General features: G+C 50.3%; 15 protein-coding genes. 5 read left to right on the top strand and 10 right to left on the bottom strand.

The window, feature by feature from the left end:
• Positions 1 to 475: 475 nt before the first annotated feature.
• Complete coding sequence (locus AAF564_08455) at positions 476 to 1,909, top strand: T9SS type A sorting domain-containing protein (GenBank protein MEM8485569.1); 1,434 nt, start codon at positions 476 to 478, stop codon at positions 1,907 to 1,909.
• A gap of 130 nt (positions 1,910 to 2,039) precedes the next feature.
• Here the strand turns inward: AAF564_08455 and AAF564_08450 are convergent, their stop codons facing one another.
• The 8 genes from AAF564_08450 to AAF564_08415 form a co-directional block, all read right to left on the bottom strand.
• Entirely contained in the window at positions 2,040 to 4,481 is a 2,442-nt protein-coding gene (locus tag AAF564_08450) for a choice-of-anchor B family protein (GenBank protein MEM8485568.1), read from the bottom strand.
• A gap of 150 nt (positions 4,482 to 4,631) precedes the next feature.
• Positions 4,632 to 5,225, bottom strand: coding sequence for a hypothetical protein (locus AAF564_08445; protein MEM8485567.1), 594 nt, complete (start codon positions 5,223 to 5,225; stop codon positions 4,632 to 4,634).
• Between the two features lie 48 nt (positions 5,226 to 5,273).
• Entirely contained in the window at positions 5,274 to 5,666 is a 393-nt protein-coding gene (locus AAF564_08440) for a hypothetical protein (protein MEM8485566.1), read from the bottom strand.
• An 11-nt stretch (positions 5,667 to 5,677) separates the two neighbouring features.
• Positions 5,678 to 6,070 carry a hypothetical protein gene (locus AAF564_08435; GenBank protein MEM8485565.1) on the bottom strand — a complete coding sequence of 131 codons (393 nt, stop codon included), beginning with the start codon at positions 6,068 to 6,070 and terminating at the stop codon, positions 5,678 to 5,680.
• A 1-nt stretch (position 6,071) separates the two neighbouring features.
• The gene (locus AAF564_08430) at positions 6,072 to 7,103 is read right to left on the bottom strand and encodes a CHAP domain-containing protein (protein MEM8485564.1); all 1,032 of its coding nucleotides are present in this window, start codon (positions 7,101 to 7,103) and stop codon (positions 6,072 to 6,074) included.
• Positions 7,104 to 7,193: 90 nt separating this feature from the next.
• Complete coding sequence (locus AAF564_08425; protein ID MEM8485563.1) at positions 7,194 to 7,922, bottom strand: CHAP domain-containing protein; 729 nt, start codon at positions 7,920 to 7,922, stop codon at positions 7,194 to 7,196.
• Entirely contained in the window at positions 7,885 to 8,181 is a 297-nt protein-coding gene (locus AAF564_08420; protein MEM8485562.1) for a hypothetical protein, read from the bottom strand. Before AAF564_08420 ends, AAF564_08425 begins: the two co-directional genes overlap by 38 nt.
• 261 nt (positions 8,182 to 8,442) lie before the next feature.
• The gene (locus tag AAF564_08415; protein MEM8485561.1) at positions 8,443 to 8,664 is read right to left on the bottom strand and encodes a hypothetical protein; all 222 of its coding nucleotides are present in this window, start codon (positions 8,662 to 8,664) and stop codon (positions 8,443 to 8,445) included.
• A 215-nt stretch (positions 8,665 to 8,879) separates the two neighbouring features.
• Between AAF564_08415 and AAF564_08410 the strand changes: the two genes are divergently transcribed.
• On the top strand, positions 8,880 to 10,388 hold the full coding sequence (locus AAF564_08410; GenBank protein ID MEM8485560.1) for a GMC family oxidoreductase: 1,509 nt from the start codon (positions 8,880 to 8,882) through the stop codon (positions 10,386 to 10,388).
• Between the two features lie 18 nt (positions 10,389 to 10,406).
• On the opposite strand, the gene moeB is transcribed toward AAF564_08410, so the two are convergent.
• Positions 10,407 to 11,549 carry a molybdopterin-synthase adenylyltransferase MoeB gene (gene moeB, locus AAF564_08405; GenBank protein ID MEM8485559.1) on the bottom strand — a complete coding sequence of 381 codons (1,143 nt, stop codon included), beginning with the start codon at positions 11,547 to 11,549 and terminating at the stop codon, positions 10,407 to 10,409.
• A gap of 415 nt (positions 11,550 to 11,964) precedes the next feature.
• Between moeB and AAF564_08400 the strand changes: the two genes are divergently transcribed.
• On the top strand, positions 11,965 to 12,258 hold the full coding sequence (locus AAF564_08400) for a GIY-YIG nuclease family protein (GenBank protein MEM8485558.1): 294 nt from the start codon (positions 11,965 to 11,967) through the stop codon (positions 12,256 to 12,258).
• A 557-nt stretch (positions 12,259 to 12,815) separates the two neighbouring features.
• Positions 12,816 to 13,595 (top strand): nuclear transport factor 2 family protein, encoded by a 780-nt coding sequence (locus tag AAF564_08395; protein ID MEM8485557.1) that lies wholly within the window; start codon positions 12,816 to 12,818, stop codon positions 13,593 to 13,595.
• Between the two features lie 25 nt (positions 13,596 to 13,620).
• On the opposite strand, the gene AAF564_08390 is transcribed toward AAF564_08395, so the two are convergent.
• Positions 13,621 to 16,035, bottom strand: coding sequence for an ABC transporter permease (locus AAF564_08390; GenBank protein MEM8485556.1), 2,415 nt, complete (start codon positions 16,033 to 16,035; stop codon positions 13,621 to 13,623).
• 285 nt (positions 16,036 to 16,320) lie between these two features.
• Between AAF564_08390 and AAF564_08385 the strand changes: the two genes are divergently transcribed.
• Positions 16,321 to 17,820: a Gfo/Idh/MocA family oxidoreductase gene (locus tag AAF564_08385; GenBank protein ID MEM8485555.1), complete on the top strand. Its 1,500-nt coding sequence runs from the start codon at positions 16,321 to 16,323 to the stop codon at positions 17,818 to 17,820.
• The last annotated feature ends 60 nt before the right edge of the window (positions 17,821 to 17,880 follow it).

Here is a 17,880-nt window from a genome sequence, read left to right as displayed (position 1 = left end):
TTTGGTGGTGCCCTTTTCTTTGGTTCGTTTCTTTTGGGGCCCTGTTTTGTTTTGGGTAAAAGAAATGAACGTACGCGGTTTTTCATGCAAGGCTGTAGCTTACAATTCACTATTGCGTATGACCTTTAGCACTGTCAAAAGCACCCATCAACGAAAAGCGTTTTGATTTTCAGGTTATCTCCGCGTATTGGTCATAAATTTTTCTGCATACCCTTGGTTCGGTGTTCGATATTCGAAGCACACTACAACCCTCATTTCCCCGGCATCCTGATAATTCGAACAGAGCCCCTGAAGGATCTCTCTGAAACGCAAACGTAGCGTTTTGTACAAATCCTTCCTCTGTAATTACAGTTAACTGGCACAAATCTTGGCAAATAGCCACACCAATCCGTTCACGACACTCTTAGGGACCTCCCTGTAAATAGTTTGAACAATGGTGTACTATTTAAGGTCACTTCTACGCGTATTTATAGTTATGCTCTTTATCTGGACGCAGATAGTTCAGGGGCAAATACAAATAATCCCAGACACACTTGATAACCGCAGGTATTATCCGCTAGAAGTAGGTAACGAATGGCAGATCGTTGAAAATGCTTTTGCGTCAGCTATTTCCACTTTCAGGCGCACGAGAATAACAGGCGATACACTTGTGGCAGGAAGACAGTATTTCAAGTCAAAATTTGAACTGTATGATTTATCGAAAATTCTATCATATGAAAGAGAGACTTGGTTACGCTACAATGATGTCGGCGCCGTGCTTTCCTTCAACAGCATTACGGAAGATTCTTTAGCCGTGGACAGCACCTTGTATTGGTATCATGCTGACTTCAAAGATAGTGTTGATGTTGGTTTGCTTAACAGAGCGTTTGTAAGCGGTCGATATGATACTACAATTACTTTCCCCGGCCCTGTGCACGTCCCAGTTTCTGCCGTTAAAGAATTAATTGTCCCTGATCCAATTACCGGTACACAGTACGGTTTTCAGCAAGCCTATGCAGCAGATTTGGGGCTGATCAGATACGCATACTGGGATGGCCCAGATGGTTATCTTGCATTTGCTCGCATTGGAGACATGACGTACGGTGAACGGATTATCCAGGAAGAGCATTCAGTAAATCCTGAAAGTTGGTTTCCACTTGAAGTTGGGAATTACTGGCACTATCAGTACGATATCGGTGGCGGCTTCCTTGTTGATGACATCAAGCAAGCAACCAAGGATACTTTAATTGATAACTTAAGCTGGGTGGCCATACAAAATGTAGAATGTGACCCTGCACCACAATTTTGTCCATCCCATGAGTTTTGGTATCGCTTCACAGATGATCATTATCTAACACGAAGCATTAAACCAGGCGTAGCGAAAATAGATACAATCGCAGCTACTTACCCTGAGTCTATTTTCCTGGATACCATAACCCATAAAAGAGATACTCTTCAGTATGCATTGGGGCAAGGTAATATCGTTATCAATGTTATTGAGAACCCAAATGGCAACCCTCAAGATTCAACACATTGGCAAATTACAGCTCAGAATACACCAAACGAGCTGTTGATATGGAAATATATCTATAAAATAGGAGAAGCCAATGGACTCATCGGGGCAATAGTTGGCAACCTTGTGTATGGCAATGTGACGCGGATTGATGAAATCATTCGCGTAAGTATTGATCAAGAGCCCGCACACAAACCCCAATTACTTCTGAACGCATATCCCAACCCTGTCAGTTCAGCGCTTGTAGTGCAAACCTCAATGCCTGGGGTTATTGAGGTTTTTGATGCCCTTGGCAGACAAATCGATAACCTAGAAGTAGTTAATCCAGGCATCCACAGGTTAGACGTTTCTAAATATGCGCCAGGACTCTACCTACTCCGACAAGGCTCACAGTTGCTTCAAGTGATCGTGCAATAAAGAATGAAGAAAGTGTTACCACACTTTCAACATTCCTTGATCGGTGTTCGATATTCGCACCACAGCCCCAAAACATCAAATGCCGAGCGATGGGTATCACTCGGCATTCGACACTCGAAATTCGGCATTCCTACAAATCCACTTCCTGCTTTTTCAACAAGAACATCCCTTCACCGCGGCTGCTCACGGCGATGATGCCGCTTTTGAAGTAGGGGTAGTTACTCCATGAACCGCCAAAGCCGGCTTCATCTTCGCCGAAGGGCACCGTGTCAAAGTGTGCAACTTCAACAGGGTTTTCTGGATCAGAAATATCCAGGATTCTTAATCCAGCCTGGTAGTTTGATTCGTACAGCAAATCACCCTTAATGTACAGGTTGTGATCACTTGCTTTTGAATCAAGCATGAACTCCTTCACCAGAACGGGGTCTCCCAGTTCGCTTACATCCCAAATCAACGTGCGCGTCTGTTCAACAGAACCGTTCATTTCGTCCAATTCATCGTTCATGTAGAAATATCGCTGATCTTCGGTCAACCATCCCTGGTGGGTGTAAGCCAAATTCGGATACGTTGTATGCGAAATCGTTGAAGGGTTCTTTTTGTCCGACACATCTGCAATAATGAACGAACCGCCATTTGAATTCAGGCATACTTCTTTGCCCTGGAATTCGGAATCTGGGCCGCGATAAACCACACACTGGGCGTCGTGTGTGCCGCCGGCACCCTGGTGGCTGAAGCAGCCGGCAAAAGTTGGGTTGACAGGATCCTGTACATTGATCATGTGCAGTTGTCCACCGCAGACGGTACCGCCGGCGCGGTTACCCACGGCATAAGCAAAACCCGTCTCTTCGTTAATCACGATGTTGTGCGTACTGTGCACGCCATCATAGTGGGCTGTTTGCTCAAAGTCTTTAGGCATCTCACCAGCTGGTACGTCGCGTAGCTGGCGAAGGTCAAAAATTTGCACGCCATGTTCGCCGGCGCCATCAGCCACCACAAACGCGTGGTCTTTGTAAACCTTCACATCGCGCCAACCGCTACCAGGCGATCCTTCAGTTTTCATCATCTGTCCGACATAAACTGGATTATAAGGATCTCTGATGTCGATAAAGGCGACGCCGTCTTCGCGGCCCTGCAGCACGTACTCTGCACCCGTTTCTGGATCTTCCCAGCCCCAGATATCTGTCATTTTTGACCCACGATTGGGTGAGATTTCGCTGCGAGACATGAATGAAATCATGTCTACTTTCTCGCAATCAAAATGGCTTGCAGCGCCGTCTTCACAGAGCACTTTGCCGCCTTTGACCGAAGCGAGATGCGCAACTTCACTAATCAGAGAAGCTGTTGCTTCCCAGGCCCCCATGTCAGTTGATTCAAACACAGTTGCGAGGCCTTCTTCATAGTCTGCTCGTGGCGAGCCGACAACAGCTACATTGTTGTGTACGCCAACACCAATACCAAAGGCAGGGGCGCTTCGCTCATCTTGCGGCTGAATGCTGTGCATGGCAACCCATCCACCATCGCTACCGCGCTGAAAGGCATACACGCTTCCCTGGGTGCTGGAAGCGATCAGGGTATGGTCAGAAACAGCAATTTGCCGGCCAAAGTTACCACGGCTTCGGGTGCGCTGTTCAAAAGCATTCAACTGGCCTGCAACGCGCCAGTTACCTTCGGTGTCTTGCATAAATCCAAAAACAACACCGGTCTGGTTGTGACGGGGCGCACTGATAAACAACTCTTCACCCTGAACAGCCAGATCTGCGCCAAAGTAAGTGTTTTGTGCCAGCTCTTGCCCTGGAGCAACAGCGCTACGATCCCACTCACCTGTTTCGGCATCCAGTGTATAGCTGTAAACCATTCCTTTGCTTTCAGCTGCTCCGGGAGCACCTACAAAAATGTGGTTCGCTTGCATGGCAACACCGTAGCCATAGCCATCGGGTGTACTTTCGTCGGGAGCAAACATGGTCTCCTGCTGCCAACCGTCAGCCGTTTTCTTAAAGACAAAAACCTGGCCCGACTCAGCATTTTCATTTCTCGGCGACGTGCGTAAACCAAGCGCCTGTTTTCTGAAAGCTGATACCACAATGCGGTCACCATCAAAAGCAACAGCGCGTGTCCGGTAGCCACCACGGGCGGCAGTGCCACCAAACTCCATTTGCGACTTCATCCCATCAGGTTTGACCATGCCGGTTTCCTGCCAGTTGCCGTCCGCCTGCTTTTCATAGACATAGGCCGTTGCAGCGCCTGGCGCGCCTACAACGAGCATTTGTCCGTCTGTTGCCAGCGAGCGGCCGTAAAAATCACCAACGCTGGCATCACTTGCCTGGATGCGAGCTGTCTCAACCCATTCCCCTTCGGCACCTCGGGTGTAGTGATAAACCGTACCGGCCGGCTCATCACCCCGGGGCCAGCCAATTGGCGCAGATCCTACAAAAATATCAGTCTCGGAGACGGCCAACGCGCCCCCAAAGCCAAGGCCGGTTGCGGCTTCCATGCCCTGGATTTTTTGGGCGTGTGCATAGGGTACAAACAGCATCAGCGCAAGCACTGAAAACAAAGCTTTTCGGAGCAACATGGTTTTCGGGTTAAAGCCTATTAAAAACACGTATCAATTAATGATAAGTGTTTATTCCCAAAAAACCATTACCAACTGTGCCAGTGGTGCCACAGGCATTTGAAGTGCTTCTCGATTAACCCGAACAGATTCGTAGAGGCAGCAAATAGCTTAGTTGGCTAAAGCAGAGATGAGCACCCCAACGGTAAACCCAACAGCACCTCCAAGGGCACCGATCCAAATGTTTTTGATCTGGCGCGCGCGAATGGTTTTCCTTGTCAGGTCCACAGAAGCATCCAACTGGTCATTGAGCTGGGTGATTTGCTCCCGTAGCTGCACATTGGCAGAATCAAAAACGGCCACACGCTGTTCTTGCAGCGCTGCAATTTCTTCCAGGCGCTTAAACTTTTCTACGTGGTTAGAATCCAGTACCTGCCACTGCTGGTCCCGCAGTTCATAATTGAGGATTTGCAAGTCGAGCGTTTTGACAATTTTCACGCCCGGCCCAAACACATCTTTTTTGAGAACGACCAGGGGGTAGTTATTGGGATTTGTTAGCCGGCCGGCCAATGCTGCAAGGCTGGCCCGGTCCGGGACCTCAATGTATTCAAACGTCACCGTGTCGTTATTCTGCGTATTGAACGACTCCACTTTGCGGAGAAATGTGGTAGCACCGGTCTCCTGGGCAAGTACAGCGGTCCCGACAAAAGGGAATAACAGTAATCCTGCTATGATCAGGGTGGCCGTTTGCTTTATCGTTTTCATGTGTTAATTCCAGGATATTGTCATTAAAATCGGGTGCAGGATGAGCATTCACTGCTCACTTGCAGGCACCTCAACAGGCGCATTAGTTACAGCTAAACCTTCAGAAAGGGCAATGTCTGCGAGGCTTTTATCGATACCCGTTTGCAAAGCTTGGATATTGTCACCATACCCCGCAATTTTTGCCGCGGTGTGCGCTTCTTCCGCATTAAGCAAATCGATGTAGGTCCGCGCGCTGTCAATGCGACTGAGCAGCAGTGCATCTCGTTCTGCTGTAACGCGATTGATTTCATCAACCCGGTTAATGATTTGCTCCTGCTGCTCACGAATCAGATCAAGTTCACGTTTTACATCTTGCTTCCTCGCAGCCTCTCCCCGGAGATAAACGCCGGAGAAGAACACCGCAACCAGCATCGCTATTAAACTGATGTAATTGTTATTCATCAGGCACCTGCCTAGTTGTCAATGATGAAGCCAGAGCTTTCGTTTACCTGCTGCCGGTTTTGTTGCCGGCGGTTTGCCAACTGCTGGTTTCTCCGCGCAGTCTCTTCGAGCGCCAGGCGTTGTACACGCTCCTTCTCGTTCAATGCGGCCAATGCTGTGTAGGCCTCACTGATTTCTGCCACTAACCGGGCATCTTCAGCAGCCAGCGTGGCTTGAACCTGGTCGACCCTGGCCATAGACTGGTCAGCCAGCTTCTGAATTTCACGAAGCTGCTCCTTTACTTCCTGTTTCCGTACCCGTTCTCCCTGCAAAAAACTGCCGGCAAAAAAAACAGACACAATGAGGGCACCCAGGCTCAGATAATTAGGATGCGCCAACGCGGTAGTAACAACGGTGTTGATCATCTTATTTCAGGCGAACAGGTGTAAAATGAGTAATACGAAATGCGCTGCCTGGGCTCAGCATGCGCTTGCGAAAATAGACCCCGTCTCCCTCCCTTTGACTGCCTTGCTTGCCCGATGTGGTATTGGCTTCAACGGTTGTGCCGGCCTGCCCTTCCCAGTCTATTACAAAGCCAATATGTCCGGATGGATCGCGGGGGTCGCGTGCATTCCGCGCCCAGATGACCAACGTACCGGGCTCAATGCGTGTCCCACCCCGCAGCACAATACGAGACTCAATGCTATTCCGGGTAATAAACTTGCGGGCGCCGGCTGAACGAACAAGGGGCAACGCCACATCGCCGGCTTCATCGAGGCAATACGATACAAAAGCTGCGCAGTATGGGAAACTATGCCATTTGCCAAAGCGGTCCTTTGAGGGAAAGAGATCTACAGCCGCCAAAAACTTTTCTACATCCGGACCGCGGTTTGACCCTGGCGGCACTTCTTGCACACCTCGCTCTGCAAACATCCGCGCAACGCCCAGAAAAGCCGGCCCACGGGATGCATCAGCTGTAGTTGCGGGCGTTGGGGTGACAGCCAGCAAAGGCCGGCCAACAAACGTGCGGATAGGATTAAACGCAATCGAGTCTGCGGCAGTAATATCTGGATCCAGCCCGACCGCGTGCATACTATCTGCGTCGATGATAAAATCGGGCACATCGTTGATGGCCTGCCCTAGTGAAGCAAGCAGGGCATTTACGCGATCAATTTCCTGGCCCAGAGAATCAATACGGTTGCGAGGCAGTGCTTCTTCTCGATTCAGTTTGCTGACTTCTTCCTTGGCCAAAGCAATCTGCAATTTTAGCAAACTGTCTTTCTCGGCTGTGACCCGCACAATGTCCGCTACAATCGCATTGATTTCATCTTGACGCTGCTCGATGGCAGACAGTTCGCGTTTGATCTGCTTTTTACGGGCACGCTCACCGCGCATGAAGATGCCGGCAAAAAACACAGCCACGATCAAGGCAATGAGATGTAAATATTTGCTATTCATGCAACAACCTCGCAAAACACGTGGCAAAAACCAGGTGCCGCAACACGTACTGGACAACTATGTGTGTTTGATTGAAGCAAGTGATTATCACTATTTTTTATACACAACCGGGGTAAAATCTGTTATGCGAAACGCACTGCCCGGACTGAGAAGCCGCTTCCGCTGGTACACACCACCGCCATCGCGCTGGTCCCCTTCATCGCCAGGCCCGGTATTGCCTTCAATAGTAATGCCTTCTTGCCCATTCCACTCAACTACGAGCCCGATATGTCCCCTTGTATCCGTTGGGTCGCGCTTTGCTTTCCAAATAACCAGGGTGCCGGGTGCAATAGGCACTGTGCCGCGCTGCACTTCATTTGCCCGGATGCTGTTACCCGTGATAAACTTGCGGGCGCCGGCTGAACGGACAAGTGGTAATGCCACATCGCCGGCTTCATCCAGACAAAAAGACACAAAGGCTGCGCAATAAGGGAAACTCTTCCATTCGCCCTCTTCATCCTGAAACGGCTTCAATCCAACAGCCGCAAGAAATTTCTCAACTGCTTCGCCGCGATTGGAATCTTTCGGATCCTCAACTACACCAACATAAACCCTTGAGGAATCAAGGTGCATGAGAGGCAATGGAGGCTCCGGTGGCGGCTCCAGAAAAGAAGCGCCCACGTGCAGTGTATCTGGCAACCCGCCAATCTCATCGGGCAGGTTGGCAAATGAAGACACAACACTCAGGTCCGGATCTTGATTTACTGAATGAAAGCCTGGCTCCTCTTGTGTACACCCGCTGCTAAGCAGTAGCAACGCAGGCAGCAATAATGATCGCATATCCCAAAAAGAAAATGCTTAGTGGCAGGTTTTTCTGTTTGATAATTTCATCGACGGTGTCTATATCTTTGAGCACCAGCAAGTCGAAGAGATAAAAGAGGAAAAGCGCAATGAATACTTTGGCAAACGCGACGGCAAATGCAGAGAATTCGATGGCATAGTTAAAGGTATACCAGACGCTGACAACAGAAAGTACAAGGAGAAGAATAAAAAACTGCCAGTACTTCAAGCCGCCAATAGCGGATTTCGCTTCGCTCATGGACTGTCTACCTCCAGATAAATGGGTGGTTGAGTGGGTGTCAACAACATCTATTGATGTCTTCGATTGCAGAATTTAATGCCTGATGGCACATTTTGCTAATGTGCTGACAAAAATAGTGCAACCGGACCAGGTGATGGAGCAAGTGGTGGTGGTATAAGATTAGTCCTTACAAACTCACCAGGCAGAAGAATTTGGCGAAAGGTGAAAGGCTTGCTGGTGTGAGGGCAGGGAATTAAAACTGCACAGTTGAGGTTTAGCCTAGCGCTGACTGAATCGCTTGATGGTATCTGGATCTTTGCTCTCTTCGACAACGGCATCACATTGCCGACAGACAAATTTCACGCTTCGCGGCAGGCCCATGCTCAGTCCCATAAAAATGCCCATCAGAAAATTCCACGTAGGATACTGCGCTTTGGGTGACACCCAGAAATTATCCCGATCGTGTCCACATTTGCAGGTGGGTTTGGCAGCCTTTTGCATGATAAGGTGGTGTCGTTGATTTAAGGGCCGGCAGTAGAAAAGGGTACGATCTACTTCCAAGATTGAAGCGTTGGCAATTTTATACCGCTACACGCTCGTAAGTTACAGGTGTTTCCCTGTTGTTACAGCTAGGTAGCGACCAAAACACCGGTATTGAAAATCCACCGGTAAAGTTGCATATTCCGAGATCCTCCTCTTCTGCCCACCTGCATACCATGGCTTCCTACTTTGACTTTGTGATTATTGGTACCGGCGCCGGCGGCGGTACCCTTGCCTATGCGCTAAAAGATGCCGGCGCCTCGGTTTTACTCATCGAACGCGGCGACTACTTGCCCCAGGAGCCTCAAAACTGGGATCCGCAGGAAGCCTACTTCAAAAGCCGTTATAAGCCAAAAGAGCTGTGGTACGACACGGCAGGCACGGCTTTCAAGCCCGGCGTACACTACTACGTTGGCGGCAACACCAAAATGTATGGTGCAGCGTTGCCTCGATTTCGCAAAGAAGATTTTGACGTCCTGGAGCACGAAGGCGGCATCTCGCCGGCGTGGCCGTTCAGCTACGACACCCTCGCACCATATTACGATAAAGCAGAAGAAATCTACCGGGTTCATGGCCTGGCCAACGACGATCCAACAGACCCGCCCCGAAACAATCCCTACCCATATCCCCCCGTACCTCACGAACCCTACATAGCAGACCTCGCCGACCGGTTACGCGAGCAAGGACTGCATCCCTTCCATTACCCGATGGGCATTGACCTGCGAAAAGGCGGCACATGTATTCGCTGCAAGACCTGTGATGGATTCCCTTGCATGGTTCACGCAAAAAGCGATACAGACATTTGTTGTGTGCGGCCAGCATTACAAAGCAAAGATGTAGCCCTGATGGCCAACACCTATGCCCGCCGGTTGCTTACCGACCCATCTGGCAAAAAAGTGACCGGATTAGAAATCGACCGTGATGGGCGAACGGAGGAGATTCAAGCCGGCACCTTTGTCGTTGCTTGCGGTGCCGTTAACAGCGCAGCTTTGTTGCTGCGATCAGCCAACGACAAACACCCGCTTGGCCTTGCAAATGCATCTGATCAGGTTGGGCGCAATTACATGGTGCACAACAACTCGGGCATGGTTGCTGTCGACCCGATGAGGCGCAACAACGTTGTCTTTCAGAAGACGCTGGCTGTAAACGATTTCTATCTCAGCGGACCCGACTGGCCTTATCCCCTCGGGAATCTCCAGTTGCTGGGGAAGGTTCAGGCGCCCATGGTGGCCGCCGCTCGCCGCTACGTGCCCCGCCCCATCTTGAAAGCCATGACAAGCCGCAGCGTAGACTGGTGGGTGATGTCTGAAGATTTGCCGGTTTCAGAGAACAGGATTTCACTCACCAATTCCGGTAAAATTCAGGTACACTGGCAGGCTAACAATGTGACTTCGCATCGCAAGTTGTGTGAACTGGCAAGCCAAATGATGAAAGATGCCGGCTATCCGTTTGTATTTATTGAACCGATGGGCATAGCAACCAACTCGCACCAGTGTGGCACCATCCGCGCAGGCAAAAACCCGGGCACGGCAGTACTTGATGAATACTGCAAAGCCTACGATCTCGACAACCTGTACGTCGTAGACAGCTCCTTTTTCCCCTCCTCAGCTGCTATGAATCCGGCCCTAACGATTGCAGCGCAAGCCCTACGTGTAGGCGAGCACCTGATCAACAAAAACAACTAGCAAAAAGCTGCTACGCACCTAATATTTTGGCACCGCCGGATCAACGTCATCGCTCCAGGCCAGGGTGCCGCCTTTAAGATTGACGACCCGCGTAAAGCCGGCGTCTTTCAACAGATGTACCGCTTTAGCAGACCGTCCCCCAGATTTGCAGTGAACAACCAGTTCAGCGTGCTGAAACGCGCGCAATTCGTCAATGCGGCCTGGGAGTTCATCAAGGGGAATTGATTTATCAGCACCCAACGTAGCAATCTCAAGTTCAAAAGGCTGACGCACATCCAGCAGTACCGGTGCAGTACCTGCTACCCGGCGTTGATTAAATCTTGTAACCGTTATTTCGTCGGTTGCCAGCGGATCATCAGCACCGCCGATACCACAAAACGCATCATAGTCGATCAGCGTGGTCTGCGTTGGGGTGTCGCCGCACACAGGGCAATCAGGATCGCGAGGCACCTTCCACTCTCTGAATTGCATCGTAAGGGTATCAGCCAGCATAAGCCGGCCAATCAGCGGCTCTCCGACACCAAGAATCAATTTGATGACTTCAGTTGCCTGCATGGTGCCTACCATACCCGGTAAAACACCTAACACCCCGCCCTCCGCGCACGACGGCACCAATCCTGGTGGCGGAGGTTCGGGGTAAATACACCGGTAACATGGCCCCGCTGGCGCACCAAACACAGAGACCTGCCCTTCAAATCGAAAGATCGACGCATAGACATTTAACTTGCCGGCAAGGATACAGGCATCGTTTACGAGGTAGCGGGTAGGGAAATTGTCGGTCCCATCAGCTACAAGATTGTAATCGGCTATAATTTCCAGTGCATTTGCACTTGTAAGTGCTACTTCGTGGCGATCAATTTGAATCAGTGGATTGATTTCGGTTAATCGTTCGATGGCAGAATCCAATTTGAGCCGGCCAACGTCGCTGGTGCCATGCATTACTTGCCGCTGGAGGTTAGAGACATCCACCACATCAAAATCAACCAACCCGAGGCGACCTACACCGGCAGCAGCCAGATACATCGCCAACGGAGAGCCAAGCCCCCCTGCGCCCACCAATAAAACAGCGGCCGCTTTTAGTTTCTCCTGCCCTTCCAGGCCAACGTTCGGCAAAATGATATGCCGGCTGTAGCGTTGTAATTCTTCCTGAGTCAGTGCCATTGCTACAAAATGTGCTTTTTTTCGTTCGACGAACCCGGCAAAGATTTGTGCCCCGCCGGCATCCACACGTTACAAGCACCATCTGGCATCTCTCCCGCCATCCCCCCACCGTCATGCCCAACTCGATTGGGCATCCACAGGTATGCTAATCGCCAAAAAACGTCTTTCACCCAAAACCTGTACACCACTCTACCACGCCTCAACGTCCCCATCGTCATGCCCAACTCGATTGGGTATCCACAGGTATGCTAATCGCCAAAAAAACGTCTATCAACCAAGGCCTATACACCACTCTACCGCGCCCCGGCGTCCCCATCGTCATGCCCAACTCGATTGGGCATCCACAGGTATGCTAATCGCCAAAAAAACGTCTATCAACCAAGGCCTATATACCAATTGCCATCGTTGAGTAATCATGAAAACAGGTTACGTTTACATACTGACCAACAAACGACACGGCACACTTTACACAGGTGTCAGCAATAACATCATCAGAAGAATGGGTGAACATCGGTCAATGACGGAGAAAAGCTTCACCTGCAGATACAGCCTTCACCGACTGGTATACCTTGAAACTTACGACCGCATTCTGGATGCTATCGCTCGCGAGCGGCAGTTGAAAAAGTGGAATAGGTCATGGAAAATTGCACTGATTGAAAAGCAGAATCCTCAGTGGAAAGATTTGTATGTCGATATCTGCGGATGGTAGACGGTGGATGCCCAATCGAGTTGGGCATGACGGTTGGGGTCGTGTGCGCAATACTATAGGCAGTGACGTTACTGGCATACGATAACATCAGCCCTGATACTAGCGAATAGTTGACGGTGGATGCCCAATCAAGTTGGGCATGACGGTTGGGGGCGTGCGCGCGATACTGCAGGCAGTGACGTTACTGGCATACGATAACATCAGCCCTGATACTAGCGAATAGTTGACGGTGGATGCCCAATCAAGTTGGGCATGACGGTTGGGGGCGTGTGCGCAATACTGCAGGCAGTCACGCTACTGGCATACGATAACATCAGCCCTGATACTAGCGAATAGTTGACGGTGGATGCCCAATCGAGTTGGACATGACGCGTGGTGTAAAGGTTAACACTGCAACATTCGTGTCTGCCAACAATTTTTTCTCATTCCAATAGCACCTAAAAACTCAAAAGTCTACATTTTATGACTAGATCAAATAAGCATGACTAGTTGATATAATCACTCTTTAAAAAATACCTTGTCTTACCCCACATACTAAAGTTAGACAAGGAAAAAACATGGCTTTAAGCAGCACCGAAAAGCAAAACCTGCAATTGGTATGGGACGGCATGGACGCTATCCTCAAGACAAAAAACGAAGTGGTGGTTGAAACTTCTTTCGCAATTGATTTCATCCAACACAACCCATGGGCGCAGGACGGCATTAAACACATCAAAGAAATGCTTGCCTTTGATTTTGCATACAAACCAATCAGGTGGATCGCGGATGATGATATTGTGGTCTACCACGGCTACTATACGGCTCCAAACCCGCTGGGAGAGCATCCCTTGCTTTGTGTAGACATGTGGCGTATCGAGGATGGGAAAATACAGGAGCACTGGGACGCGCTGCATCCCATGCCCCAAGCGCAGGTAGACGCCGCAACTGCTGGCGATGGCGATGGAGAAATTGCCGTTACCAAACCCACCGTTATGCAAAACAAACAAACGGTACACCGATTCCTGGACCATGTGCTCAACCGCGGCCGGCTTGATCTGCTGCCCTCACTCGTCCACCCCAATTATGTGTATCACCATGAATCAGAGGGGCCGCTATCGAGCCTGGCCGTCCTCCAGGATCATATCGAACAAAAAAATGGGGGGCGTATGTTACACGATGCCAAGCGGGTTATTGGATCGGGTGATCTGGTTTTGGCACATACCCATCAGTTTGGTACCCCTGAACGGGTAGCGTTTGATTGGTTCAGAATGGACGAGGGGAAAATCGCAGAACACTGGCGTGTCGAACAGCCCATAACGCCGCTGGATCAGGTGGCAAACGCGCACCCGCATTTCTAATTCCTGGTACTCGAGCCTTCGCCGTCTAATCATGGCGGAGGCTGGAAACAGGGTTAGCGAGTGCAGCGCTCAGTGACTGGTAACCAACCGTGAGCCAGGTCAACACCAGGACAGATAGGCCGGCCAACACAAACGTGCCAACCCCAAGCGGGATACGGTAGGCAAAGCCATCCAGCCATCCCCGCAGCACGAAGTACCCTACCGGCGCAGCAAGCACAAACGCCACAACAACCAACCGGGTAAAATCTTGAGAGAGCATCAACAAAATATCTATCAGAGAAGCACCAAGCACTTTACGGACGCCAATTTCCTTGGTGCGTTGCTGCACAGTAAATGTAGCCAGCCCCAGCAAGCCCATAAACGCTATACACAGCGCCAGAACGGTAAAGTAATTGAGCAGCTTGCCCAGGCGCGTTTCCGTCTGGTAGAGCTGGTTATAGGCATCGTCGAGAAAATAATAGTCGAAGGGATAAGCCGGCGAGAACGCCGCCATGGTCTCCTGCAAGAAAGCGATGGTTTCCGGCATGTTCTGGGTGCCGGCTTTTACAAACATTTTCTGATAAGGAAACCACCAGTCCGTTTCCAGATACAGCACCAGGGGCGCGACCTGCTGCCGGAATGAATGGAAATTAAAATCTTTCATCACGCCCACAATTTCTTCGCGCCCCCTGAACGGTAAATACTTTCCGATTGCCGTTTCCCATCCAAGTTGGTGCATCATCGTCTCATTGATGATCAAGGCTGATGCTTCATCTGTTGCGCGCGCCGCATCAAAGGTCCGCCCCTCGAGCATCTCGATACCAAACAGATCAATGTATCCGGGTTGAATGGCAGACCGATATACCATAACACCTTCTTCAGCCGGCACATATTCATTCTGCACCAGGGTTGCGGCATCGATGGAAGTAGGATTTGTCTGAGCCGCTGTAACCGCCCGAATATGTGGAAAGCGCTCCAACGTCTCCTTCAGCGGCTCATATTGCCGGTATAGTTCACGATCTTTAATCTCAATAACAACCACCTGCTCACGGTCTACCCCAATTTGGGCATTTTGCATATAATGCAGCTGCCGCTGGATGACCACGGTGCCGATAATGAGCATAATGCTAATCGTAAACTGCACAACAACAAGCGCATTACGCAGATCAGTTTTGCTTTTCCGGTTTTTCAATATGCCTTTCATCATACCGACTGAACTAAATCGGGACATCATCAGGGCAGGGTAACTGCCGGCCAGAATCCCCACACATAAGCCGATAAGCACCAGCGTAAACAAAAACAGGCTGTTGTTGGTCACGTCGAGCGTCAACGCGCGCGCTGTCAATTCACCAAAAGTGGGGAGCAGAACCACAACAAGCTGGATGGCTATCGCCAATGCGATAAGCGCCGGCACAAGGGCCTCGCTCATAAATTGTCCAATCAACTGCCGCTTCTGGGCGCCCATCACTTTACGAACGCCAACTTCCATGGCCCGCGTAGAGGCGCGGGCAGTTGCCAGATTGATGTAGTTAATACAGGCAATCAACAAAATCATTAGGGCAATGAAAGAAAACAGGAAAACGTACCTGCCATCCCCCCCTACACTAAACTCACCGTTTACATCGGAATAGAGGTGAATATCACCAAGTGGTTGCAAAAGGAACTGTTCAATTTTGTCCGGATTCTCCTGGTAGTACCGTTCCTGCAGGACGTGTTTGGTATTGATTACGCCCAACTTCTCCGTCAGGGCATCAGGACCCTGTCCTTTTGCGAGTGTCAGGTAGGTTAGATAACTGTTGCTGTCCCAGCGATCGATGTAGTTCACGTTTTCACGAGAACTCGACACGGGCACCAAAAAGCTAAACGTAAAATGGCTATTGGCTGGCACATCCTCTACCACACCAGTTACGGTCATGGCGTTAATGCCATTAAAGTGTTCACCATCCAGCGATACCAGGAGCGTTTGCCCAACAGGATTGGCATCGCCAAAATGTTTTTCAGCAAGCGACCGGGTGAGTACTATTGCACCTGGGTCGCGGAGTGCGGATGTAGCATCCCCATGAACCAGCGGGAATGTAAAAACATCAAAAAATGTGTTGGTGGTAAAAATGCCGTTTTCAAAAAAGCCGGCCTGGTCTTTTTGAATCAGCGCGCTGGCTTTAGAGAGTTTGGTTGCGGATTCAACCTCTGGAAACTCCTCAACCAGTGCAGCATCCAGGGGTGCCGGCGAAGCAGTCCACAGATTGCTGCCCAGGAAATCTTTACCCGGAATGTCCCGAACGATGCGGTAAATCTGATCAGACTTATCGTGAAAACCATCGTAGCTCAACTCAAAGCGGACCAACAGGCTTATAAGAATAAAGCATGTCAGGCCGATGGCCAGCCCAAGGATGTTGATCAATGCGTAGCCACGGTGTTTGACCAGCGTGCGAATGGCGATTTTGAAATAGTTTTTCAGCATGGGACTCTCGACTTGGACCGTGTGTGGCAGCATACATCACTCGGACTTTCAATATATGTGCCAGTAGCTAAAATCGGCCTTAAAACAGGAAAAAAGCCACATACAGCCCAATTTTCACCCTTTTCGCTGTACGGTAGCAATACAGATAATGTTCGAATTCGAACACTAAAATTGCCAAAAAAACACGAGATATCGATGAGGGGTGAATCCTCAAATAAAAATTAGTAAACTGTAGGTATACCGCTCAAAAGCACGTAATCCACCAAAACGGCAAAAAGAATCGCTATGCCTACCAACAAAAACATCAACCGCCGGCAGTTTCTCGGCACTGCCGCCGCGGCATCCACCATTACCGTATTACCCCGCAAAGTCCTAGGCGGGCCGGGCTTCGTCGCCCCAAGTGACAAAATAAACGCAGCCCTTGTTGGCTCAGGATGCCAGGCGCTACGCCAGCTTATGAGTGACTGGCTACCGCGTGAAGACCTCCATCTTGCAGCAGTCTGTGACCCCAACAAAGATAGCGACGACTATCGTGATTGGGGGCCGCATTACACGCGAGACCAGGTCCGCAAATTTATCAAAAACCCCAGATGGGGCTCAAAGAACGGAATCCGGGCCGGCCGTGAAGCAGGCAAAGAGTTGATTGAGTCGTACTACGCCAACATCCGTGGCATCGGTGATTACAAAGGGCTGAAAACTTATGAAGACTATCGGGAAATGCTGGCTGAAGACAATGACATAGATCTTGTCATCGACATGACGCCAGAGCATTTGCACGGGGTTATCAATATTGCCTCAATGAAAGCCGGCAAACATGTGGTAGCGCATAAATCCCTCGCTAACACGATGCACGAGGTTCGCCAATCGGTCAATACAGCGAAAGAAACCGGTGTGACCACACATTTAATGGCATGGATCAATGATCCGGAGCACCATCAGCTCAAAGAATGGATTCAGTCTGGTGTCATTGGCAAGGTTACAGAAGTCCACAACTGGTCTAATCGCCCGATTTGGCCGCAGGGATGGATGGAAAACCCAACAGAAAAAATGAAGGTACCCAGAGGCATGAACTGGGACCTCTGGCTCGGCCCGGTACCCGACCGGCCCTACCATCTCGACTACACCCACGCCCTCTTCCGCGGCTGGTTCGACTTTGGTAGCGGTTGTTTTGGGGATATGGGTAATTACAGCCTGTGGCGCACCTACCGGATCTTGAACCCCGGTCCGGTTATGAGCGTGCAGGCCAATGTCTCTACCAGCGCTGTGATTGTAGGTAACCAGTCACAATGGCGGCGCTCCGAAGTAGCCTTCCCGAATGCGAGCACGGTACATCTCAAACATGCCGACATGGATATTTACTGGTATGATGGCGGCATGAAGCCCTTTATTCCGGCAAGTATGCTGGGATCGAATGAGGAGCTCGCCGACGAAGGCATGCTCTATATCGGAGAATACGGCGCCATTCTGGGCGACTTCCATGGCCGGCGATTCAAGCTATTGCCGGAAGGCCGCATGAAGGCGCTCGAAGGTTCTATGCCGAAGCTCCGAGATGGAAAAGATGTGGTTGGCGCCACAGACGAGTACATGAATGCGATCAAAGAAGGACGGCAATCGCGCGGCAGTTTCATCAATGTGCAAGATCTTGCTGAGGCTACCTGCCTGGCTACGGTTGCAATCCAGACCGGCAAGCGACTCGAATGGGACCACGAGAACATGAAGATTACCAACGTCCCCGAAGCCAATGCCTTACTGAAGCGCAACTACAGAAAAGGCTGGGAAGTTTAATCCTCGTTCGTTTAGTACAACACTGTCATGCAGCACACCGCGCGAAAGCAGCGGTGTGCT

Source organism: Bacteroidota bacterium (assembly GCA_039111535.1).
Taxonomy (GTDB): Bacteria; Bacteroidota; Rhodothermia; order Rhodothermales; family JAHQVL01; genus JBCCIM01.
This window is presented reverse-complemented; position numbering and strand designations above follow the sequence as displayed.